The organism is Salinivibrio kushneri, from assembly GCF_005280275.1.
GTDB lineage: Bacteria > Pseudomonadota > Gammaproteobacteria > Enterobacterales > Vibrionaceae > Salinivibrio > Salinivibrio kushneri.
Genome location: NZ_CP040021.1, coordinates 1,466,198 through 1,488,614, shown reverse-complemented (window position 1 = coordinate 1,488,614; position 22,417 = coordinate 1,466,198). Strand labels below are relative to the sequence as shown.

Here is a 22,417-nt window from a genome sequence, read left to right as displayed (position 1 = left end):
GGCGAACATGATAACGCGTCTCGCTATTTTTTGCTTGAGGATAGGGCAAATAAATACGCGGCTTTGATAGCCGCGTGTGATTACAAGGTTAGAAGGTTAAGGCCAAAGCTGGGTGAGTGAGCCGAGTAATTCCTGGCTAGCGCCCTCTTGCCCGAGGTACTTAAGAATAACCGGAACAAATTGCTGCAAGGTTGCCGCATTAATCCCTAGCTTTTCTGCCACGCTGTACAGGCTATTGAGTGAGCTGATGTTGTTACTAGCACCACTATCACCGAGTAACGAAGACAGCGAGCCTAAATCAGGGCGGAGACTCGTAAGCTCTTGTTGGTTGTTACCGGTGAGGTTATTGGCTGCCATCGCTAATAATGCGCTGGCACCACCGGCGGCTTGTGTTGAACTCACATCCACTTGCTCGGTAATGGATTGGACAAGGGGAGATTGACTGGCTTGCTCATCCGCGAATTGGGTCGCCATTTGCGTCATCACATCAGTGGTTTTATCACCTTGGCCGAACAGAGCGTAGCTTGGTGTTGCGAACACAAGGCTTGAGAGCGTGAGCAAAGTCGCTACGTATTTCATCATCGATTATCCGTTAAACAGAAAAATGCACCGTGCTCTAGGTATAGCGGCAAATGGCGTTGAATGAAAGCCACCAAGCATCAAGATAGTGAAAGTTTGGCTTTTTAAACGTTAAGAAACGACGTTAGCCCCGCTGTTTGATGGCAAAAAAAAGACCAGCGCCCCGAGGATACCCCCACCATGAGCGAGGTGAGCAATGTCGATACCCAATGCGGCACGCATGGGCAGAGCTTGACCCAACAAGGCATCAGCCACACATTTTATACCCGTGACTAAAGCGATGCATTTTCCGCTAGGGGTGTGAATCGTGCTTAACCCCCCAAACATAAACAACCCGTATAACACCCCAGACAGCCCCATATATTGCTGGTAGGGGCCCCACCACATTACCAGACCAACCACACACGCAAGCCACAAGATCAGCGACACCAGCGTGCCGGCGCTGATATGGCGATAAAAAACAAGGCCGAATACGCCTAATCCCGCCATATTGACCAACAAATGAAATAGGTTTTGATGAACCAGGTTGCCTGTAACGAATCGCCACCATTGACCGGATATCAGCGCACTTCGCTGCCACATCCACGTCTCCGCGAGCGACGAATAATGGACACCCACGCACACTAACGCGACGACTGTCAGCAATCCAAGTGTCTGAGTTGGCGCGTGTGGGGTGATAGGTCGTTTTCGCTTCATGAGCGCCTTTTATCTCGTTATAGCTTGAATAACAACGCTTTATTGCAGTCAATATGACTGAATGAGATCTCCCTCAAAAAACATTACAAATGATAATTGATCTCAATCGTATTTGCATCTATGATGCGCGCCCTGAACTTACCCCCAATTTAATGTTTGTATAACATGAAGTTATTGAATGCGCTGTTAGTCGGACTTTTGTTTGTGTCGCCATTGAGCCATAGCGATGATGAAACGGATACGTTGTCGTCATTTTCTTGGCTGCAAGATGTGACGCAACAACAGGATAAAATTCGGGCATATCTGGAGCGCCAAAATCAGCATGCGCAGCAGTCGCTGATGGCGAGTCAATCGCTTCGCGATGAGCTTTTGAATGAGTGGCAGCGCACACCGCAAACCGGTTCCAAACCTTGGTTAGCGCGGGATGGTCGTGAATTTTTGCAAACACGGGTTAATGGTGAGCGCGTGCTGCGTATGCGCAAAGCCGTCAGCGAACAAGAAGCAGTTCGCGAAAAAGCATCGACGTTGCTCAACATTGAGGCGCGAGCCGCTGAGCATGCGTATTATCATCTGGGGAGTTGGTCGTTAAGTCCCAATGGACAATGGCTCGCCATTGCCGAGGATATTCACGGTGAGGAAGACTACCGCATCGTGCTGATCAACCGCCAGTCTGGGCAAACCGATATTATTGCCACCGAGGCAGACGCGTCTGTCATCTGGTCGCCGGATAATCAGCAGCTCTACTATGTCGGCAAAGAGGCGAAAACCGCGCGTCCCTACCAGTTGTTCCGCCATGAAATAGGTACCACCGGTGGCGATAGCTTGGTGTATGAAGAAGTCGATCCAGCTTGGTTGTTGTCGGTATACCGTGCTAGCCATACAGATACGGCCATTGTGCAAGTCAACAATGAATCGTCGACCGAACAACGTCTGCTCCGTCTGAATAATGGCAGCCTGTCTGCACCGCTCAAAGCGCGTCAACCGGATGTCGAATACTACCTCGATAAGACGGATGATACGTTATGGATGCTGAGCAACCACCAAGGAGCTAAACAGCTTTATCGCGCTGCCGTTGGGACGCCGAATGATTGGCACGTGGTTTATGCTGCCGAGTCGGGCGCTGAATTAAACACGTTTTACCTTTTCGAAGATGGCATTGTCCTCACCCAACAGCACGAGGGTGAGCAGTGGTTTGTCTTACTCAATGCGGACGGTGAGCGCGTGGTTAAGCAGCTTTTGGCGGCACAAGGGCAGGTCGCTTGGTTTGCGCGCGGAGGGGACTATGCCAGCAATCAGTTGTTTATTCGCAGCATGTCGCTCGTACAGCCACCACGATGGGAAGCGCTGGATCTTAAATCCGGCACGCGTCGTGAAGTCAGTGCCGATTATTACCCCGACTTTGATGCATCTCGTTATCACTCTGAACGCCTGTACGTCGGACCGCATCGTATTCCTGTCACGTTGGCGTATCGTAAAGATGCGCTGACCCCGTCATCGCCAGTCGTGCTGTATGGCTATGGCGCGTATGGCTTTACCATGAAGCCGTATTTTATGTCGCAAACCGTCTCGCTAATGGACCGAGGCGTCATCTATGCAATTGCACATGTGCGTGGCGGCGGCTATTACGGTGCAACATGGCACCAAGCCGGCAGCGGAATGAATAAAAAGCATGGCATCCAAGATTTTATTGATGTCGCCAAAGCGATGGGCCGTTATCAAGATGGACAGCGCGCAGTCGCGGCTGTGGGATCCAGCGCTGGCGGTACCTTGGTTGCCGCGGCACTTAACCAAGCGCCCGCCGCGTTTGCAGCCGCTAGTCTTAATGTTCCGTTTGTCGATGTGCTTGGCAGTATGTCTGACCCAGAATTGCCGTTAACGGCACAGCAATACCAAGAATGGGGCAACCCCGCGAAAAGCGATCAGCGCGAGGTCATGCAAGGTTATGATCCTTTGCGCAACATCCAGCCAAAACCTTATCCCCCTATGCTGGTGCGCGTCGGCTGGGACGACCAGCGTGTGCCGTTTTGGGAAGGGGCGCAATACCTTTCGCATTTAGCCGAAACGAGTACTCGATCGGGCCCTTATTTGTTGTTGACGGATTTTTCCCGTGGCCACCAAGCCGATGCGCGTCATGGGCTGACGCAACAAGCGACCGACTATGCCTTTCTCTTACACCAACTGAAGCGTGTGAACTAACCGGAGTATTAAATGAAATTGTCTTCTGTCTCTGTGGCAGTGCTGACGGCACTGGCTACTGGCATCGTGCACGCCAATTCTGCCAACACCGAGGAGAACACCTCTGGTGACGCGACCAATCGCCACGTCGAGACGGTGGTCGTTACGGCCAATAAATTTGCTGAATTGCCGTCAGATACAGCGGGCTCGGTAGCCATTTATCGTGGCGAAGATATCCAAAAAAAAGGCGCCACCGAGCTCTATGATGCACTCACAAACGAACCGGGTGTCAGTGTGACAGGCGGAGCGGGTCGCCCTCAAAACATCACTATTCGCGGCATGTCCGGTAACCGTATCTTGATTGTGGAAGATGGCGTCCCCGTCGCGGATGGGTTCGGTGCCGCTGATTTGAATGATAAAGCAGGGCGTAATTCCTTTGATATCGCAAGCGCCAAGCAAATCCAAGTGGTGAAGGGCGCTAGCTCAACCAGTCATGGATCAGGCGCATTGGGCGGTGCCGTGATCGTGACATCGCTGTCCGCGGACGATCTCCTCCGCAACAAGGATTGGTACGCCGACGCGCAAGTTACCTATAGCGAGCTCAGTGATAAAGGCCGAGTCGGCAGCCGTCTCGCGCTCCGTCATGGTGATACCAGTGCATTGCTCGATGTGAGCTATTGGGAAGGGGAAGAAACCCGTAATTACCAGCAAGATTTGTATAACCGCACTTTGGATGGTGGCAGTGCGTCGTTGCGTCTGGATCATTATGTTTCCGATCGCTGGAAGCTAAGTGCCCGAGCCAAGCTCTACCGTGAAGAGGCATTGCGACGAGAAGGAACAGCATCGATTCAACCTGAAGGTAAGTGGGATATCAAAACGTTTGATCAAGCCGAACAAATCGAAACCACGCAATTTTGGCTTGGCAGTGAATATCACGCCCAGCAGCCTTGGTTAGAAACTCTCAATACCAAGCTCTATTACCGAAATACCGATTTTACCCAGAACACGAACCGCTTGATGACTCGCTGGAACATGGGGATCAATGAGCAACGTCGGGTGCTGGATGATCGCCGTTTTCAAGATCAGTCAATCGGTTGGTCGGTAGATGCCAACGCTGAGCAAATCAGCGGAGACGTGGTGCATACGCTGGTTTACGGTGGTGTGTTAGAAACGGCTTACCATGAACGCCCTGTGACGAAAACGACTCTCGATTGGAACGGCGAAACGGTGAGTGATACGCAACCGTTCGCGCCAGCACGGAGTTATGCGTTAGGTGTTTATGCGCAAGATGCAATGAGTATCGGGCAGTGGCGTGTAATGCTGGGTCTACGTGCTGATGCGTACCGATTAAGCGCAGACGATCCCCAAGCCATTGGCATGGCGAGTGTGGCGGACAATAACAGTGCAGCGTTATCGCCCAGTGCTTCGGTGGCTTATCACTGGACGCCCGCGTTCAATACCTACCTCAGTTATAAGCATGGTTATCGAGCGCCTGAATACGACAAAAGCTATGGCTACTCTAATCACGCCTCTGTGCCGGTGACGCCATTTGTGGTGCTGCCCAATCCGTCGCTTGACGCGGAAACCAGCGATAGTTTTGAGCTCGGGGCCAAATATGATGACGGCAAGCTCCGCTTATATACCGCGGCATATTACAACCGGTTTAGCCAGTTTATTGATATTGCCGATCAGGGTTTTAATGCGGAAACCGGCCTGTTTGAGAAACGCTATGAAAACCTTGATGGTGTAAAAACGTATGGCGTTGAGGCATCAGCGGCCTATGCATTGACCGATCAATGGCAAGCGAAAAGTCAGATCGGCTGGATCTCCGGCAAAGACGACAATGACGAGTACGTTCGCAATTTAGCCCCCCTCGAAGGCAGTCTGTCGCTTCACTTCGATAACCAATCGTTTAACGGTTATACCCGTTTGAACTGGGCAGATCAGATGACCCGCACGCCCATGTGTTACACCGAGTTAGGCACCCGCACTGAGTGTGCTCAGACGTCTGGCTGGGCGAGCGTTGACCTTGGTTTGGGCTATCAGTTCTCGTCTCATGCTTCTATCAATCTCAATGTCTATAACGTGTTAGACCGCGAATACATTCGTTATCAAGACGTTGCCGGTATTTCTGAGTCACAAACCCGTTTTTCGACCGAGCCCGGTCGTTACTTCACCCTCAATGCACGTTATGCGTTTTAAGGAAGAACCATGAAATCAGCGATCAGTCTTGTGGCGTTGGTACTTGCCAGTGCCAATGTCATGGCAGGGGAATGGGATTACCCTGCGGGCAATTATCAAGCAAGTGATGCCACTCAAGCACAGCAGTATTTGCGCGAGCACTATCCGTCAGTGGGGGAGTTGTCGTTACGCTACCAAACCAGCAGTTTGCTTGGTCGTCAATACAACTTTGATATTTATCGCGGTGGCGAGTATCAGCCGCAGCGTACGTTGGTGCTACATACCGACAAACACGGTTTGGTGACTCGGGTGTATAAAAGTCTAACCGACACCATGATCCGACAGGGTGAGGCAGTGAAAGAGGCGGCGATTGAGATCCCGCGTCGCCTGATCGCGGATGCGCCGCCAGCGCTATCAGACGGAGAATTAGTGACGCGCACCGTCAATGTGGTTGATCCGGATCTGCGTAGTATGGATAAACAGCCCGCCCCCGAAACGCTCTGGACAACGCTGGCGGATTATCCCCACGCGCCACGCTTTGTTATGCGTGATGTCTCTTTATTGGATGTGGGCGGTACGCTCTACCTGAATAATCCCAGAGTCCAAGCCGTTGATGCTATCGCCTTTGAAGACAAAAACCCTGAGTCTGGACAATGGCAGAAAAGTGACAGTGTCTCGTTTTTAAATCCGGATGGTGTCACACAGTTTGCGAGCCATGCTTCGCTCACAGCGTTGCCTTTTGACAGTCAAGATTTTGCACAAATGATGGCGTTTTATCATTTGGATAAGTCACTGCAATATGTGTCTTCGTTAGGGTACTCATTATTTGACGGCCCAGTACGCTTTGATGCGCGCGCCTTCAGCTCGAACAACTCGTCTTACTATGCGGGTCCTAACGCCCTGATGTTTGGGGTATCTGGCTCGCCTGATACGCTCGATGCCGATGTGGTGGTTCATGAGTTGGCCCATGGGATTCACTACCATATTTTGCCCGACTGGGCGTACGGCCATACGGGCGCTTTGGGTGAGGGATTTGCTGATTATTGGGCGGGCTCTGCCAGCTATCGCACCTTGTATCAACAAGGTGATGACTTCGAGATTGATACCGTCTTTAACTGGGATGGTTATTTCGGTTTTAAGCAAGGCACGCGCAGTTTGTGGAATCAAAAAGCGCGCTATTTTGAGAGCAGTGAATACCGTGCGCATGAAAACGTCGGTGGTGAATTAGGGGATGAGCTTTGGTCGACGCCTTTGTTCCAAACCCTCAAGCAAGCCGTCGCGCTGTATGGTGAACCCGCTTTTAAAGAGATAGATACCTTGGTGCTGGAGTCGATGTTTGGGCTAGGCCGGGGCATGAAAATGCACGATCTGGCAGAAAGCATGCTCTATGTGGCTAAAACCTATTATCCATCACGCGACTATGCAGCCTTGTTGAAAGCGAACTTTGAAAAACACGGTTTGCTCAAAGCACCGTTTCGCTTTGAAACGAGCCAGCGTTATGTTGCCGATACGGCGGCGATCCACACACGCTTAACACCACAAGGGCGCACAGCCTCAGTGCGTGGTGATATTCAAGTGGAGGGTGGAGCGCCCACGTCCATTAATCAATCACTCGATCAGGCTCAGTCGTTTTCTATCTCTCTACCGCCTGCGGCGCAATGCGGTCAGCCACTAACTCTTGAGGCGCAAATTGACTATCAATTTAATGACACGCTGCAAACCCATCAATGGCAAGACAGTTTGACGGTGATTAAAGGCTTGCCTCAACTCACCCAATCGCGCCAAACCCTGAATGCGACCTTGCCAGATGCATCGGTGGCCAGTAATGGCGCTCAAAACAATGGTTTCAAGAGTTTTAACTTCATTATTAATGATGACGCGAATGCCATTCGTGCCGATCTTGGCGTGTATGTCCATATCAACCATGCCAGCCCATCAGATTTACGCGTTGTTCTTGTCTCCCCCGCAGGCTCACGGGTCACGTTACATGCCAATACCGCCCATCAGAGCGATGACTTGGTGCGATATTGGACCAGCCAGCACGACGATCTTTTGCAAGCCTTTGATGGCGACCCCCTAGCGGGGAGTTGGCGTCTTGAAGTGACGGACTATGCCCAGGGCAGCAGTGGTGAGCTGGTGGCATGGCAAGTGGGACGCGTGACGGGATTCGATTGCCAAGATACCGACCTTAGCACCAAGGATGCGCTCGACACCGCTAGCTCGGGAGGCGGCGCGTTGTCATGGCCACTGCTTCTGGTGGGCTTGCTTTGGGGCGGCTGGCGAGCACGAAAGGGCGAGTCCTGATAGCGCGTTATTCAATCACCTTAACACCCTTATTAAAAAGACAGATATGATGAAATTTAACTACTCTCTACTCGCCAGTGCATTGCTACTGGCAGGCTGTAATGGTTCTGGATCAGAAACGAGTGCAAGCGACTCGATCGCGCCGACCTACAGCGTCTCTGGTACCATTAGCGCCACCAATGCCACCGGTAATGAAACCGTGTGTGCTGATTTAAATGGTGACTTTGCCTGTAACGCCAACGAACCCACCACACAAGCGGAGCAGGGGGCATTTACCCTCACCAGCGCCGATAAAGCGATCTTGTCCTCACCGATTGTCGCGCAAATCGACACCGGCGTGACCACGTTATCGTCGCAACGTATGGATGCGCAGGCTGACGCGCCTCGCCAAGCGAATGCATTCCTTGTTGCCCCCGGCGTGCGTAAGACTACCGGCAATGAGATCAATGTGATCAGCACATTGGTCGCTAGCAACATGGCGGCAGGGGATGCCTATCAAGATGCGGTTGCGAATTTACGTGAGCAATTGGAGGCGATGGGCGTCACGACGCAAGCGGACTTGCTTACCAACGGGGCGGATAACCGCTTTGTACAGCTTGAAAATAACGTTTTGTCGCTAATATCGGGTATGACGCCCACGCGGGCGAATCGCATGCTGGGGCTACTAAGCGGTGAACTGGCGCGTTATTCGGATGTCTTGCTAAAAGGTGTCCCGAGCGAGGCTGAGCTGAACGCGATTTTGGTTGAGTTGGATGAACGGACTCAAATGCGCCCTGTGAACGATACCGGCATTGTTAGCTATTATTCCGACAGCGGGAATGTTACCACCGCGCCTGTCGATTACCCCGGTCAAGATGCTGACTATGGGTTTGATGCAACGGAAGGTGGGTTTAGCTTCACCAAACTGGATGGCAAGGGTCAGCCTTTGCCCGATAGCGCTACCACGTGGGATTGTGTGCAAGATAATCGCAGCGGACTGGTATGGGAGAGCAAACACACGGATCCTCAATCCCCCCGATATGTTGATCGCCTTTTTGCCTATCAAGTGCCCGGGCAGTTCGAACCGTTTGACAAAGACATTGAGGCGACAGGCTGCAAAGACGCTGAGGGTATTTGCACCACGGCCCAATACCAAGCGTACCTAAATCAGCAACAGATCTGTGGGATTGATCAATGGCGCTTGCCCACCTTTATTGAGCTGTACAGTCTTATCGATTTTGGTGAGACACAAACCGACAGCGATGGACGTGTTTATGGGCTCGATACCGGGTATTTCCCTCATCAATCCTCCGCCAGTGAATATGATGCTGGCTTGCTGTGGTCTTCCACCTCTTTCTTAACCGAATATTCCGCATTTACAACACCGGGCGCGCGCTATATCCAGCTGCCGCAAACACGAGGCAGTGATCGTGGCACGACGGTATCGCTAGAGATCTATAGCGATCAGGTCGATTCTGATTACACCTCATGGCAACTGCCTATTCGTCTTGTCGCCCAAGGAGAAAAATAATGAACAAGCTGATCATTGCCGCCAGTATCTTCGCATCTGCAACCGCATGGGCGGGCCAAGAATGCTCGATTGATTTAACCAAAACGGCACCGAATGTCCGTTACAGCTTTGAGGATAATGGCACGGTAACGGACACCTTTACCGGATTAACTTGGATGCGTTGCCCTCTGGGTAAAACCTGGCAAGCCGAACAGCAGGCGTGTCGTGGCGAGGGCACAGGAATGTATTGGCAAGCCGCACTCAATGAAGTGCAAGCGATCAATCAAAGCCAGGCGCACCCACTGCATCAATTTGCCGGTCACACGCAGTGGCGCATGCCCAATATCAAAGAGCTAGCGTCCTTGGCTGAACATGCCTGTATGAAACCCGCGCTTAATCCAAAGGCATTTGCCGCCGGATTCCCATACTCTACGTCAGAAGAAGGCTATGGCAGTGGTGATGTGCGCGCTTACGTGTGGAGCAATAGCCATGTGCAAGCGGATAATACGATTTTGATGTTTGACGTGCGTAACGCTGAGATCTTTGCTTACGGGCCGACGCAGCTTGAGGGCAGCGTACTGCTAGTGACAGACCAGTAACAAAAACTCGCCCCGGCGGCATGGAATGTGGCTGGGGCGAGTGAATCGTTATTGGTGATCGATAATCGAGGTGATTAAGCTACGGCCCGCACTTTTTCTAAGTGGGCGAGGTACTCATCGTAGCTGCCGTTAAAGTGGATCAATTGCTGATCTTTTATCTCAATAATGTCGGTCGCCAGTGAGGAAACAAACTCACGGTCGTGGCTGACAAAAATCAAAGTACCGGGGAATTGCTCCAAGCCTTTGTTGAGTGACTCGATGGCTTCCATATCCATGTGGTTGGTGGGTTCATCCATCACAATCACATTGATATCTTGCATCATCAGCTTGCCGAACATCAGGCGGTTTTTCTCGCCCCCTGAGCAGCTTTTGGCTTTTTTGTTCACATCATCGGCTGAGAACAACAAGCGACCCAAAATGCCACGAACCATCAAATCATCATGCTTAGCGGTGCGCCATTGCGACATCCACTCAAACACGGTGAGATCGTTATCAAACTCGGCACTGTTATCTTGCGCACAGTAACCAATGGATGCGTTTTCTGACCATTTGATTGTGCCTTCGCTTTGCGCAAGTTCACCGACCAAACAGCGCAGTAACGTCGATTTACCGACACCATTTTCGCCAATAATCGCGAGGCGCGAGCCGGCTTCGAGTAAGAAATGGCCACCGCGGAATAGGGGCGTATCGTCAAATGCATGGCCCACCTCACGCAATTCAACCGCTTGGCGATGGAGCTTTTTGCTTTCAGTGAATTGGATGTAAGGGTGCACGCGACTGGAGGCTTTGACTTCATCAAGCTGGATCTTTTCCATGCGTTTGGCGCGTGAGCTGGCTTGTTTGGCCTTAGAGGCGTTGGCACCAAAACGGTTCACAAAGTCTTGCAGCTCACTAAGTTCAGCTTCTTTTTTAGCGTTGCTGGCGAGCAATTGTTCACGTGCCAAGCTAGATGCAGCGACGAAATCATCATAGTTACCGGGATAAACACGAAGCTCACCAAAATCAATATCCGCCATATGGGTGCAGGTGGCGTTCAAGAAGTGGCGATCGTGGGAAATAATAATCATGGTGCACTGGCGCTGTTGCAGCTCACCGGCCAACCAATTGATGGTATGAATATCCAAGTTGTTGGTTGGCTCGTCCAGCAGCAAAATGTCAGGATTGGCGAACAGGGCTTGAGCAAGTAGCACTCGTAATTTCCAGCCCGGCGCGACTTGCGACATCAAGCCAAAGTGGAGTTCCTCGGCAATGCCCGCTTGTAGCAGAATATCGCCGGCACGGCTTTCGGCGGTGTAACCGTCCATTTCGGCGAACTGGCTTTCTAGCTCTGCCACGGCCATGCCGTCCTCTTCGCTCATTTCCGGCAGAGAATAAATGCGCTCACGCTCTTGTTTGATTTCCCACAGTTTGCGGTCACCCATCATCACCGTATCAATCACTGAATACTGCTCATAGGCAAATTGGTCTTGGCTAAGCTCGCCCAAGGTTTGTCCTGGGGTGATGGACACATTGCCTGCAGTCGGGTTGAGGGCGCCGCTCATAATCTTCATCAAGGTCGATTTGCCACAACCATTAGCACCGATTAACCCGTAGCGGTTACCGTTACCAAATTTGGCAGAGATGTTTTCGAATAGCGGCTCGGCACCAAACTGCATGGTGATATTGGCGATTGAAATCAAAAGAGGTTCCTAGCGACTGTCTCAACCAAGGTCCGTGTCGTTTATCACCAGGGATAAATCCACGGCCCAGCGAGGAGGGTGTAAAGATAAATATGACTGAGCGCGCATTGTACAGAAATGTGATGGAATTAACAGATTAATGGTGAAGAATCACAAGGTGCTGATGGTTACCACCTTGTGATGTCATGGCTTTTACTTAGGTACGTATATGGTGTTAGGCCTTGCGACTGAGCATACGTGTATCGGCTTGACGAATTAACTGATCCAACGCGGTTTTGCTGCTGGTTAACTGAGGGGAATTATCCGCGCGCATGTCGCTCACACCGAAACTAAAGCTTAAATAATGCGGGCGTTGATCAATCAGGATTGGTGAATGAGCCAGTTGCATTACCAGTGACTGGGCCCAATCAGTGGCAGCCGCGTGTGTGGTGTTGGGCAATAACACCGCAAATTCATCCCCGCCAAAGCGCGCCGCGATCCCCTCGTGCGTATTGTTGGCGAGCAGTGTAGCCAGGTGACAAATCGCCTGGTCGCCCACCAGGTGGCCGTATTGATCATTCACCGTCTTCAACTTATTCATATCGATAAACACCAGTGCCAACTGGTGGCATTGAGGTTGACTTAGCAGTGTATTGAAGCTGGTTTCGAGATGATACCGATTGGCAAGGCCTGTCATGTCATCGGCATTGAGCTTTTGTACCAAATGCCCCAACTGATCGACCAAGCGTTGGTTTTCCGTTTCTAATGCGGCAATCAATTGCTCACACTGACCCACCTGATAACGCAGTTGTTTAATGGTTTTGGTGTCATCGTTTATCAGCGTTTTGACTTGTTCTAGCACATCGTTCATGACTATATTCCTTTACGCACCCTAACCAAGTATGAGGCCACTTTATCGGTACGGTGCGACAGAATGTGTCTGATTAAATCGGTTTAACTGATTGTTTTATATGCGACGCATTTTGCCTTTTTGTGATGGTAGGCTCGGTTATGAAATGGAACCGCGATCGCGGCTTGTTTGTGAAAGTAGGCAGGTAAATAATAGTGAAACAATCATTAGACATCGAAACATTTATGACAACCCGTCCGCCTAAAAGTGACTCGCTAAGGCTCGCATTCTTGTTATTGCGCCACCTTTCACACCGGATCAAACAAACCGCAGGCGATCTACAAAAAGCCGTTGCCAGCGATGGGATAGACCGCAATATCCGTACTATTCAACGTAACTTAGAGATGCTTTGCGAGGAAGGGTTTGCCGAGTGTGATGATACGAGCAAGCCTTATGGCTATCGGTTATCGCGCTATGCCCCAGAGCTGAGCAACGGCAAGTTATCCACGCAAGAGGCGTTATTGTTGTCGCTGGCTGAAAACTACCTCACTAACTTGCTGCCGGCTAATGTGACCGAATCACTCAGTGCTATGTTTGCGGCGGCGCGCTATGAATTAAACCCGACGGGTGATGCCGAAAAAGCGCGCGCCTGGACCAAGAAAGTGCGTGTGGTCAGCGAGACCCAGCCGTTGCTCCCCCCCAAGATGAGTGATGAGGTTTTCAAAAATGTTACTGACGCGCTCTACAACGACTATCCGCTGATCCTCGATTACTACAACGCCAAACAGCAACAAAAAACTGGCCAACGGGTTTACCCACTCGGCCTAGCGCAACAAGGCCCACGCTTATATTTAGTATGCCGGTTCGAGGGCTACGACAACGAACGCAGCATAGCGGTTCACCGCATTAACCGTGCCAATGTGTCTAAATTCCCATTTACGCCGCCATCAGATTTTGATCTAAAAAAATACGATGACGACGGCCGGTTTGGTTTTGGAGAAGGCGAGCGCTGCTCACTGACCTTTAACATTAAAAAAAGCGCCGGCCACTATTTACAAGAAACGCCACTGTCTTCCGATCAAACCATGACCGAGCAGGACGATCATTATCAAGTCACCGCCACGGTCATCCGCTCACAACAACTTACCCACTGGCTTGATGGATTTGGGGAGTTGGTGTGGGGCGTCGAGATGAAAGACGCGATCGCTGTCTGTGAAGGATAAGCCTTGCATTGAATTTTATTGGAGAAGACATTTCTCAGTATTAACAGAATCGAGGAAATGATGAATACAAAACTAGTATCGGAATGGAAGCTGTCAAAAGAGATCATTGAGCAGATTGGGTTAGGATCAGAGTTAAATGAAAAGTTAGAAAAAAAGCTCAATTATCACATCGATTCGTTTATTCGCTCTCGAAATGATGACAGTGAAATTGGCTATGCACTAAATAAATGTTATGAATCTTTAATGCCGAATGATACCTATGATTCAGGAAGTGTAAGATGGCTTTGCTTCCAAGACAATATTTATTTTGATAAAAAAAGAAAGGTTTTTTGGTTATGTAAGGATTTGGTAGATAGTTCAGATGATCAAGATCATCTTGAGCAGAAACTGAATAAAAAAATCAATGACCCGATAAATTGGTGGAATATCCCTGAAAAAAGTAACCTGCAGAGCCTTTTGTCTTCAACAGTCCGGCCCAAAAAACTAAATAACTTTTTAGAGAATATCTCAGATTTACCATGCCGTTCTGATAAAGCTAAACTAGCTTCTAGCATATCATTTTCAGCTTCAACTAAACCTTCTCGTTATTCAGAATTGTACGCTCACGCTGTCTCATCAAATACAAAAAAATATAAAAAATCCTTGCTTTCCTTACCCGTAGATTTTTCTCGATTTTCAGACGGGAAAGCCGGCAGGAAAATTTTTATTCAGGCTTTACTTTGTGGTTTTACGCCTAACGCCCTTATTGATGATGAGTATTATAAAAGTCTAATTAATATATATGTTAATAGAGAGGGTGGCGATGGCTTACTAAAAATAATGAAAAAAAATATAATCATTAAAAAACTGCTAAATGAGGATAAACAACGTGCTGATCTTAGCCCTTATCATCAAAAAATCATCGAAGATACTGATTTAGGGCATTGGAGTTTATGGCAAGATGAGCTCGATACCAGTGAAATGGAGGCAGTGCCATTAGCTAAAAAACTGGTCGCGCGTGATCCTAAAAGCAGCATTAATGAAGGGGTTGTAGCGATTGACTTTGGTACTAAAAGCACAGTTGTGGCGTATCAAAAAGATAACGTTAACATTCATCCGATGCGGATTGGTACCGGGGATCTCAGCAAAGATATTGCAGCGCATCACTATGAAAACCCAACCATTATGGAGTTTGTTAATCTCAACGCATTTTTAACCGCTTACCATCAAAAAGAGAACAAGCCCGATACGCGTTGGTGTGATCTGACGATTTCTCACACAGCGCAAAATTCATTACAAGGCAGTGAATCTAGCAAGTTTAATACCTTTCTTGATGCGTTAAAGCAATGGGCTGGGGATAAAAACCGAAACTTAAAGGTTGTCGGCCAGCATGGCAAGATCATCGATCTTCCGCCTTTCCTATCTCTTGAGGATGGAGATTTTAATCCCATTGAAATTTATGCCTATTACTTAGGGTTATATATCAATAACCTGAATAACGGTATTTTTATGGACTACATTTTGTCTTTCCCTGTCACCTATGAAGTGGCCATTCGCGACAAAATTATCCATAGCTTTAGAAATGGACTTAAAAAATCGCTGCCGGCCGAGCTGGGTAAAGAGACAATCGATACTATATCGGTGAAGAAAGGTGCCAGCGAGCCAGCGGCTTATGCACTGACAGCATTACAAGCTTACCATATCGAGCCAGAAGGCGATGAACGTATTTTTTATAGCGTGTTCGATTTTGGTGGCGGTACAACAGATTTTGACTTTGGCATTTATCGTGAGCCAACAGATAAGAAGGACCGGCGTCGCTTTGACTATGTGATTGAGCACTTTGGCGCCGGCGGTGATAAGTTTTTAGGCGGTGAGAATTTACTCGAGCTTCTTGCCTTTGAAGTGTTTAAGAAAAACAAAAATAGCTTATTAGAGCAGGGGATTCAATTTGAGAAACATCCAGAACGAGATGCATTTGCGGGTAGTGAGCAACTGTTAAGCCGTTCGCAAGAGGCACGTACAAATACCAAACAGCTGTGCATTGCCTTGCGGCCCTACTGGGAAGAGCATGACGACTTTTCGTTTGATGCATCAGGTGAATTGCAAGTGACACTCACAGATGTCAATGGTGTACAGCACTCTGCTTTTGGATTACAAATCGATGAACAAGAATTAAACGTCATTTTATCAAACCGTATCGAGCGTGGTGTCGAAAACTTTTTCGATGCACTGCGGCTAGCATTTAGTAATCGCCAACATATGCTATCGGATATTTCTAATGTGAAGATATTCCTGGCCGGTAATGCGAGTCAGTCGAGCTTCGTAAGGGCACTTTTTGATAAACATATTGCGTTGCAACATCAAGAAATGGGGCTAGTTGAAGGTGAAAGCCGGTTTGAGCTTTTTCAGCCACTGGGCGTTGATAGCCAGGATCTTGAGAAGCCAACCGGTAAAACTGGGGTGGCTTTTGGGTTGATCGAATCACGTGAAGGTGGCCGAATTAAAGTAATTGATCACAATGTGAATGACGATGATATTCGCTTTAAATATTATCTTGGCGAGAATAGAAAGAAAAAATTTAAGCCGCTTATCGAACGCGACGTCAGCTTTAATGAGTGGATTGACTTTACCTACGCGGATTACCAAACGTTCGAGATTTTTTATACTGACCAACCCAGCACCAGCACTGGGCAAGTGGCAATTTCCGACACGAGTATCAAAAAGAAAGTGATAAAGCTAGACACGACGGATGATGACGCTTTGGTGTTCATTCGCGTTGTCTCTCCCACTGCCATCGAGTACGTCATTGCGAACGAAGACGATATTCACAATGACATATACCTCAATGAAATCAATCGTATCGAACTTTAAGGAGAACGACGATGATTGCTTTATTACCTACGCTTATCTCACCAATTGTGAGTGCCATAGCAAAAGTCGCGGCAACGGTCGGGCCTATGGTTGCTAAATACGGACCTATGGTGATTAAAACCGTGGGAGAAAATTTACCGAAAGTAATGAATACTGTCGAGGCAATCAACGTCGTCACTGGGGTATTTAACCCCGGTGATAGTGTCAGTAACCTGGGTGAAAAAGCACTGGCCGCAGATAAAAAGCCTGAAGATTTCGATAAAATCAATGATTATATTGACTATCTTAAACATGATGTTCAGGTTGAAGAGCATGGGTTGAATACATCGTCAGTTGATACTGCCGTTCGCGATGTTGTTGGAACAACGATTGCCATTAAAGCCATTGCAGAAAATATGGACATGAAGATGTCAAACATATCACTGCCATTGTTGAATACCGTAAGTAGACTAGATGTAGAACCAAAATTGACACTCGCAATCATGACGGCTTATGCGCAAACTGAATTAGAGCCTGCTCATCTTGAGAAATACTTGGCGGATAAATTAAGTCTACAAGAAGCGCATCAACACAGTGATGTGTTAGTAAGAGCACACCAGATCGCCAATCCCGACATGGACACGACACAAGCTGAAAATGCGGTCATGAATTTACGATAGGATCAACAATGAAAAAGTCACTAATTGAGCTGCTTGAAGAGCATGCAGGTATTACACAAAAACAGTTTGGGCTTGAAAAACCCATTCATATTCTTGAGCATGAGTTTTCGCTCTATCACATCAAAGAAGTGACATTTGATGAAGACTCACCACGAAAAGAAGCGTTCGAAAATGTATTAAATGCATTAACGGTTCAAGGTATTGTTTTTACCTATCTATTGCTGGGTACCAAAGACAGTGTTTATTTTTATTTTGGTATTGCTAAAAACAAACAGTATCAAGATGATACTGTCTTAGATGTTGATGATATTGGTGAAAAAATACTCAAGCCCTCCATCGAAGGTAATTTTAGAGGCAGTGTTGTAGAAAAACTAGATAAAAATCAACGAACAGCAGTGAAAGAAGCATTGGAAGATTTTCCTCATATGTATCGACTGCAAGGGGTCCCCAGTGTGCATGAGGATAATGAGGAGTTCCAAGGTGTAGACCGACTCGTTGACATCATGTCTGGGGATGAGTTCTGCTTTGCAGTATTAGCTGATCCCTTGTCATTATTAGAGATTAATACGATTGAGTCAGAGCTTTATACCATTTATAACAAGCTGTTACCCCTAGCGAAAAAAACAGTTCAAGATGGAAAAAACGAGGCAAGGACAACCGGTGAAACTGAGGGAAGTTCGGAGACAACATCAACCGGGAAAAATGATGGAATCACCATTACTCAAAACACAGGAAAGACTCACTCTATAACAGAAGGCACATCAACAACAGGCGGAGAAAAGCAGTCCTCCAATAGCTATACCACAAACGATCATGATAAATACAAAAGTGGTTCAGAAGCTAAAAATAAAGGCACGACGACTTCGACATCTGTGGCTAAAAACATAGGTAGTAATACATCAGAACAAAAAGGGACCTCATCGAGTGAGTCTCGAGAGTTTACCGATAAAGCCATTCAAGAATGGCTTAATTACATTGATGATGTGCTATTGCATCGCGTGCAAGTTGGCAAAAACAAAGGGCTTTATCTGTCGAATATCTATATGCTGGCCAAAAACAAGGCCAGTGCGATTAAATTAGGGAACACGGCTCGGTCGATATTTTCTGGCGAAGAAGCAAATAAGTCACCGCTCACAGTAACGCGTGTGACAAACAAAAAAGAGGTTTATGCTTTTAGAAACTTACAACTGCCGATATTAAAGAGAAATAATAACAGAGAAAACCCCGAAACTTATAGGCAGTTAAATCTGTTACATGCTAAAAACCCATTAAACAGTTACGATTGCAATTGGCTTTCAACTAATGAGTTAAGTGTGGTGGCAGGTCTACCACAAAAGGAAGTCGTTGGGTTAACCCTAAAAGAAGAAGTTGAGTTTGGTTTGAATATAGCGAAAGCGATTAGGGAACCTAACCAGCTTTATCTTGGTAATTTGGTTAAAAGTGGCTTAATTCAAGGTGTTGATGTTCATTTAGATAAAAATGAGTTAGATAAACATATCTTTATCGCGGGGGTAACAGGTAGCGGAAAAACCACCACCTGTCAGCGATTACTGGACTCTGCGGATATGCCTTTTTTGGTGATTGAACCGGCAAAAACTGAATACAGGGTGCTTGCTAAGAACAATGACGATATTCTTATTTTCACCTTAGGGAATAATAATATCGCTCCATTTAAACTCAATCCATTTGAGTTCTTCCCACATGAGAATATCACCTCTCGTGTTGATATGATAAAAGCCAGTATTGAATCCTCATTCGATATGGAAGCAGCGATCCCTCAATTAATTGAAGCGGCAATTTATCAGTGCTATGAAGATAAAGGTTGGGATATTGCTACCTCAACGAACCGATTTTATGATGATCCTTTTTCTGATGGCGTCTATGCGTTTCCTACTTTAAGTGACTTGGTCTTGAAGACCGAAGAAGTGGTCGCTAGCCAAGGTTTTGATGACCGACTTAAGCAAGATTATATTGGATCCATTAAAGCCAGATTACAAGGCTTATTGATTGGGGCGAAAGGCATCATGCTCGATACCCCACGCTCGATTAACTTTAATGATCTGGCAAAAAGAAATGTCATTATTGAGTTGGAAGAAATACGCAATCCGAGTGAAAAATCATTGATCATGGGCTTCGTTTTATCGAATCTAAATGAAGCGATTAGAGCTAATCATCGAGCCTATCAAAAACAAGGGAAAAAATTTCGCCATATCACCTTAATTGAAGAAGCGCACCGTTTGTTGTCTAAGTTTGAAGTTGGTGATAGTCAGAATAAAAAGCAGGGTGTTGAAACCTTTGCGGATATGTTAGCTGAAGTGAGAAAGTACGGCGAATCTTTGATTATTGTCGATCAGATTCCTAATAAACTCACTCCCGAAGTACTTAAAAATACCAACACAAAAATTATCCATAAGCTATTTGCTAAAGACGATAAAGAGGCCGTAGGGAACACTATGGCGCTTACGGATGAACAAAAAGATTTCTTATCTAACTTAGAACCGGGGCGGGTGTTACTATCGAGCTCTGGGATGAGTAAACCACTGCAAGTACAAATAAAAGAGTATATCAGTACTACTAATGAAGAAGAGATTGATGAAGATGAAATTAGAAAGTTAGCACTTAACTTTTATATCAATAACTATCGTTCAGGATTAATTCCTGGCCTAGAATTTCTCAATGTACCACCCAACGAGGACGATATTATTGATTTTTTACATGGTAAGGTGGCAATGGCGTGGTACCAGGCCGTAGGTCAAGACAAGAAAAAGGATGATTTAGTATATTATATCGACCGTTTTGGATGGGAGTTTATGTGTCATTTTATTAATGAAAACTGTTACAATACGGGTGATAACGCGGATGAACAGGAAAGACAATCATTGCTAAATGATTTTTTACACAGTTTATATATCGATCATGATGTGCGCATTACATTGCGACATCATGATACTTTTAGAAAAGATCTAAAAGTTAAAGTTTAGGAGGCGTTATGGGTTTTTTCAGTAGCTTGGGTTCAGCGTTATCTAGCATAGCGTCTAGCGCATGCAACGTAATCAGTAGTGTGGCGAGTAAAATTACAGATGCGGTAAGTACGACCGCTACGAAGATCGCTGAAATGGGAGTGGAACTGGCAGCAAAAGTCGGTGATACGATCAAGGCGATTGGTATTAGTCTAGGTATTATTAACCCTAACTCCGATATGGCAGAGCTTGGCGAAAAAGCCATGATGGCTGATATGAAGCCAGATGACTTTGATACCATTAATGAATACATTAACTATCTTCAAGATGACGTGACCATTGATCGGGAAAAGTTTGATAATTTGGACGAGAAAGATCTATTGGCTCGCTCGTCGATTGGTGCATCGATTACATTAAAAGGCATTAATGAAAAGCTAGATACTGTTGTTACGCCTGATTTTCTGGCGGTAGTTGCGCAACAGGGTGTCGAATCAAAAGAAATTATCGAAACCATAAAAGTATATAAAGAAAAGCAGTTAGAAACGGGTGACTATGGTCTTTACATCAAGGATGAGTTAAGTGTTAGTGAAAGTGGAAAACACGCGGATGCATTGGTTGCAGCCTACCAAAGGGTTGAGCCCGATCTATCGGTGGAACAAATAGAAGAAAAAGTGATGAGGTTAAAGTCTTAAATGACAGATTATATCGTTTCTGTAAAAGGTGACCAAGCGCAAGCCTATCGACTAATTTGGGGCCAGAGAGAAATTATTCGGTTTGAGGGAGAAGAGTATCTTTCGAAGGCTGATTTTTGGCACACCTTTAAGAAAAAAATTGAGTATGTCGAGGGAGAAAAAATCGCGATTGTCATGATTAGGGATGATCCAGAATTCAGTATCGACCCTGATGTGACCATCGCTGATCGCTTTAATAATGACTTAGAAGATGTCCGGGGTGTGATCGATGAATTTTGCTTACGGAACCGTGAAGCTTTGTGCTTCCCAAATTCGATCGATAAAGTGGATTATCGGCGCGTGAGTCAAGAGCGGCCCTATAACGAAGCGCCGATAGTTGATGATAACCTGTCTGATTCCGATAGCTCTTCTTCCGATGAAATCAGTATTCAGTCATTTTATCTTAAAAAAACGCGCAGCTACAAAAGGCAACAATAATGGCTATTTCCGAAAATGATTTATTATCTGCACTGGAAAATGAAACGGTAAAAAACAAAATTATTGCTATTGTTGAGAGCGCTAAGCAGATAAATGCTAAGCAGTTGAGCGAAAGAGAAAACACCGTTAGAGTTGAAGAGTATGATCTTATCAAGGAGAGGAATGAAGAGCTAGAGCTGGCACTGACTGAACAAAAAGAGAAGGTTGAAGTGTTAAGAAAGGAGCTTTCCGATCTGGTTAAAGCTTATGAAGATCTAGCGCAAAAAAAGAAAAATACAGAGGAGGATATTAATGCTTTTAAAGAAGATAACAAAAAACTGATCGAGGCGTTGGGTGACAAGAAAGGTGAGCTAAAAAGCAAGCAAGAACAAGTGAGTGAAGTGAACGCAGCGTTAGATAAGTATAAGCATACCTTTGAAAGCGATATATTACTCAGCCAGCTGTATCACGAGTTAAGCGAAAAAACTCAGGGGTCGTTACGAGGCATTTTTAAGGATACCAGCATGCAGGGGCTAGTAGCTTGTGGTATCCAAGAAAAGAATATTTCTAATCTTTGGGATTATATAAAAAACGAAGTGGTTAACGGTGATAATGCCGATATAGATAGGGTTATTAAGATGTTTGATGCTCTATTCGAACGCTTTATTTTGGCTTATCCGATGTTCGCGTTTCAGGAAGTAACTAAAGGTATAGAATTCGATACTCAACAGCACATCAAACACAATACGAGTAAGAATACCAGCGGTCCTATTCAACACGTATTGCTCAGAGGTTATGTAAACACCAACACCAATAAAGTAATCAAGCCATCAGTCGTTTTTTTGTGAACTATAAGGTTAAATATAACCAATTCTTATGAGAAATTGTCTAATGAAAATAGTTATTCATGAGAGTTTTTAATATTAAAAGTCGGGAAAGATATGCCAATAAAACCACCTGGAAAATCAAATATAGCGTGTAAAGAGTGTGGTTATATTCTATCCGATAGACAAGCATTTTTAATCAAGATGCGCTTAAAGAAGTTT

The 22,417-nt window shown here is 46.7% G+C and carries 16 protein-coding genes; 12 read left to right on the top strand and 4 right to left on the bottom strand.

Features of this window, described 5'->3' with window-relative positions; genetic code table 11:
- Positions 1-96 precede the first annotated feature (96 nt).
- On the bottom strand, positions 97-582 hold the full coding sequence (locus tag FCN78_RS07050; RefSeq protein WP_235607523.1) for a DUF2780 domain-containing protein: 486 nt from the start codon (positions 580-582) through the stop codon (positions 97-99).
- Between the two features lie 108 nt (positions 583-690).
- Entirely contained in the window at positions 691-1,275 is a 585-nt protein-coding gene (gene rrtA, locus FCN78_RS07045; RefSeq protein ID WP_077658674.1) for a rhombosortase, read from the bottom strand.
- Between the two features lie 165 nt (positions 1,276-1,440).
- Between rrtA and FCN78_RS07040 the strand changes: the two genes are divergently transcribed.
- From FCN78_RS07040 to FCN78_RS07020, 5 genes are read left to right on the top strand one after another with little or no spacing between them, the layout of a single operon-like run.
- Positions 1,441-3,471 (top strand): prolyl oligopeptidase family serine peptidase, encoded by a 2,031-nt coding sequence (locus FCN78_RS07040; protein WP_077658673.1) that lies wholly within the window; start codon positions 1,441-1,443, stop codon positions 3,469-3,471.
- A 12-nt stretch (positions 3,472-3,483) separates the two neighbouring features.
- Positions 3,484-5,652 carry a TonB-dependent hemoglobin/transferrin/lactoferrin family receptor gene (locus tag FCN78_RS07035; RefSeq protein WP_077658672.1) on the top strand — a complete coding sequence of 723 codons (2,169 nt, stop codon included), beginning with the start codon at positions 3,484-3,486 and terminating at the stop codon, positions 5,650-5,652.
- A gap of 9 nt (positions 5,653-5,661) precedes the next feature.
- Positions 5,662-7,935: a proprotein convertase P-domain-containing protein gene (locus tag FCN78_RS07030; RefSeq protein WP_077658671.1), complete on the top strand. Its 2,274-nt coding sequence runs from the start codon at positions 5,662-5,664 to the stop codon at positions 7,933-7,935.
- A 46-nt stretch (positions 7,936-7,981) separates the two neighbouring features.
- Positions 7,982-9,445, top strand: a complete 1,464-nt coding sequence (locus FCN78_RS07025) for an Lcl domain-containing protein (RefSeq protein WP_158014666.1) — start codon at positions 7,982-7,984, stop codon at positions 9,443-9,445.
- Positions 9,445-10,023 carry an Lcl C-terminal domain-containing protein gene (locus tag FCN78_RS07020; protein WP_077658669.1) on the top strand — a complete coding sequence of 193 codons (579 nt, stop codon included), beginning with the start codon at positions 9,445-9,447 and terminating at the stop codon, positions 10,021-10,023. Before FCN78_RS07025 ends, FCN78_RS07020 begins: the two co-directional genes overlap by 1 nt.
- 74 nt (positions 10,024-10,097) lie before the next feature.
- Here the strand turns inward: FCN78_RS07020 and FCN78_RS07015 are convergent, their stop codons facing one another.
- Both FCN78_RS07015 and FCN78_RS07010 read right to left on the bottom strand, forming a co-directional pair.
- Positions 10,098-11,702 (bottom strand): ABC-F family ATPase, encoded by a 1,605-nt coding sequence (locus FCN78_RS07015; RefSeq protein WP_077658668.1) that lies wholly within the window; start codon positions 11,700-11,702, stop codon positions 10,098-10,100.
- 214 nt (positions 11,703-11,916) lie between these two features.
- Positions 11,917-12,552, bottom strand: a complete 636-nt coding sequence (locus FCN78_RS07010; protein ID WP_077658667.1) for a GGDEF domain-containing protein — start codon at positions 12,550-12,552, stop codon at positions 11,917-11,919.
- 224 nt (positions 12,553-12,776) lie between these two features.
- Here FCN78_RS07010 and FCN78_RS07005 point away from each other — a divergent pair, with 224 nt between their 5' ends.
- Genes FCN78_RS07005 through FCN78_RS06975 form a run of 7 tightly spaced genes read left to right on the top strand, consistent with a single transcriptional unit; the run spans position 12,777 to position 22,219 of the window.
- A complete protein-coding gene (locus FCN78_RS07005) occupies positions 12,777-13,754 on the top strand; it encodes a helix-turn-helix transcriptional regulator (protein WP_077658666.1) in 978 nt (325 codons plus the stop codon).
- A 57-nt stretch (positions 13,755-13,811) separates the two neighbouring features.
- Positions 13,812-16,604, top strand: coding sequence for an acetate and sugar kinases/Hsc70/actin family protein (locus FCN78_RS07000; protein WP_235607522.1), 2,793 nt, complete (start codon positions 13,812-13,814; stop codon positions 16,602-16,604).
- An 11-nt stretch (positions 16,605-16,615) separates the two neighbouring features.
- The gene (locus tag FCN78_RS16005; protein ID WP_235607521.1) at positions 16,616-17,263 is read left to right on the top strand and encodes a hypothetical protein; all 648 of its coding nucleotides are present in this window, start codon (positions 16,616-16,618) and stop codon (positions 17,261-17,263) included.
- A gap of 8 nt (positions 17,264-17,271) precedes the next feature.
- Positions 17,272-20,244, top strand: coding sequence for an ATP-binding protein (locus FCN78_RS06990; protein ID WP_077658664.1), 2,973 nt, complete (start codon positions 17,272-17,274; stop codon positions 20,242-20,244).
- A gap of 8 nt (positions 20,245-20,252) precedes the next feature.
- Positions 20,253-20,915, top strand: a complete 663-nt coding sequence (locus FCN78_RS06985; RefSeq protein WP_235607520.1) for a hypothetical protein — start codon at positions 20,253-20,255, stop codon at positions 20,913-20,915.
- Positions 20,916-21,392, top strand: coding sequence for a hypothetical protein (locus FCN78_RS06980; RefSeq protein WP_077658663.1), 477 nt, complete (start codon positions 20,916-20,918; stop codon positions 21,390-21,392).
- Positions 21,392-22,219: a hypothetical protein gene (locus tag FCN78_RS06975; protein WP_077658662.1), complete on the top strand. Its 828-nt coding sequence runs from the start codon at positions 21,392-21,394 to the stop codon at positions 22,217-22,219. The genes FCN78_RS06980 and FCN78_RS06975 overlap by 1 nt, the downstream gene beginning before the upstream one ends.
- Positions 22,220-22,417 lie beyond the last annotated feature (198 nt).

Coding starts and splice junctions, on each gene's coding strand:
- FCN78_RS06980 (WP_077658663.1), top strand. CDS start 20,916: ATGACAGATTATATCGTTTCTGTAAAAGGTGACCAAGCGCAAGCCTAT.
- FCN78_RS07005 (WP_077658666.1), top strand. CDS start 12,777: ATGACAACCCGTCCGCCTAAAAGTGACTCGCTAAGGCTCGCATTCTTG.
- FCN78_RS07050 (WP_235607523.1), bottom strand. CDS start 582: ATGATGAAATACGTAGCGACTTTGCTCACGCTCTCAAGCCTTGTGTTC.
- FCN78_RS07010 (WP_077658667.1), bottom strand. CDS start 12,552: ATGAACGATGTGCTAGAACAAGTCAAAACGCTGATAAACGATGACACC.
- FCN78_RS06985 (WP_235607520.1), top strand. CDS start 20,253: ATGGGTTTTTTCAGTAGCTTGGGTTCAGCGTTATCTAGCATAGCGTCT.
- FCN78_RS06990 (WP_077658664.1), top strand. CDS start 17,272: ATGAAAAAGTCACTAATTGAGCTGCTTGAAGAGCATGCAGGTATTACA.
- FCN78_RS07000 (WP_235607522.1), top strand. CDS start 13,812: ATGATGAATACAAAACTAGTATCGGAATGGAAGCTGTCAAAAGAGATC.
- rrtA (WP_077658674.1), bottom strand. CDS start 1,275: ATGAAGCGAAAACGACCTATCACCCCACACGCGCCAACTCAGACACTT.
- FCN78_RS07040 (WP_077658673.1), top strand. CDS start 1,441: ATGAAGTTATTGAATGCGCTGTTAGTCGGACTTTTGTTTGTGTCGCCA.
- FCN78_RS16005 (WP_235607521.1), top strand. CDS start 16,616: ATGATTGCTTTATTACCTACGCTTATCTCACCAATTGTGAGTGCCATA.
- FCN78_RS07020 (WP_077658669.1), top strand. CDS start 9,445: ATGAACAAGCTGATCATTGCCGCCAGTATCTTCGCATCTGCAACCGCA.
- FCN78_RS07030 (WP_077658671.1), top strand. CDS start 5,662: ATGAAATCAGCGATCAGTCTTGTGGCGTTGGTACTTGCCAGTGCCAAT.
- FCN78_RS07035 (WP_077658672.1), top strand. CDS start 3,484: ATGAAATTGTCTTCTGTCTCTGTGGCAGTGCTGACGGCACTGGCTACT.
- FCN78_RS06975 (WP_077658662.1), top strand. CDS start 21,392: ATGGCTATTTCCGAAAATGATTTATTATCTGCACTGGAAAATGAAACG.
- FCN78_RS07025 (WP_158014666.1), top strand. CDS start 7,982: ATGATGAAATTTAACTACTCTCTACTCGCCAGTGCATTGCTACTGGCA.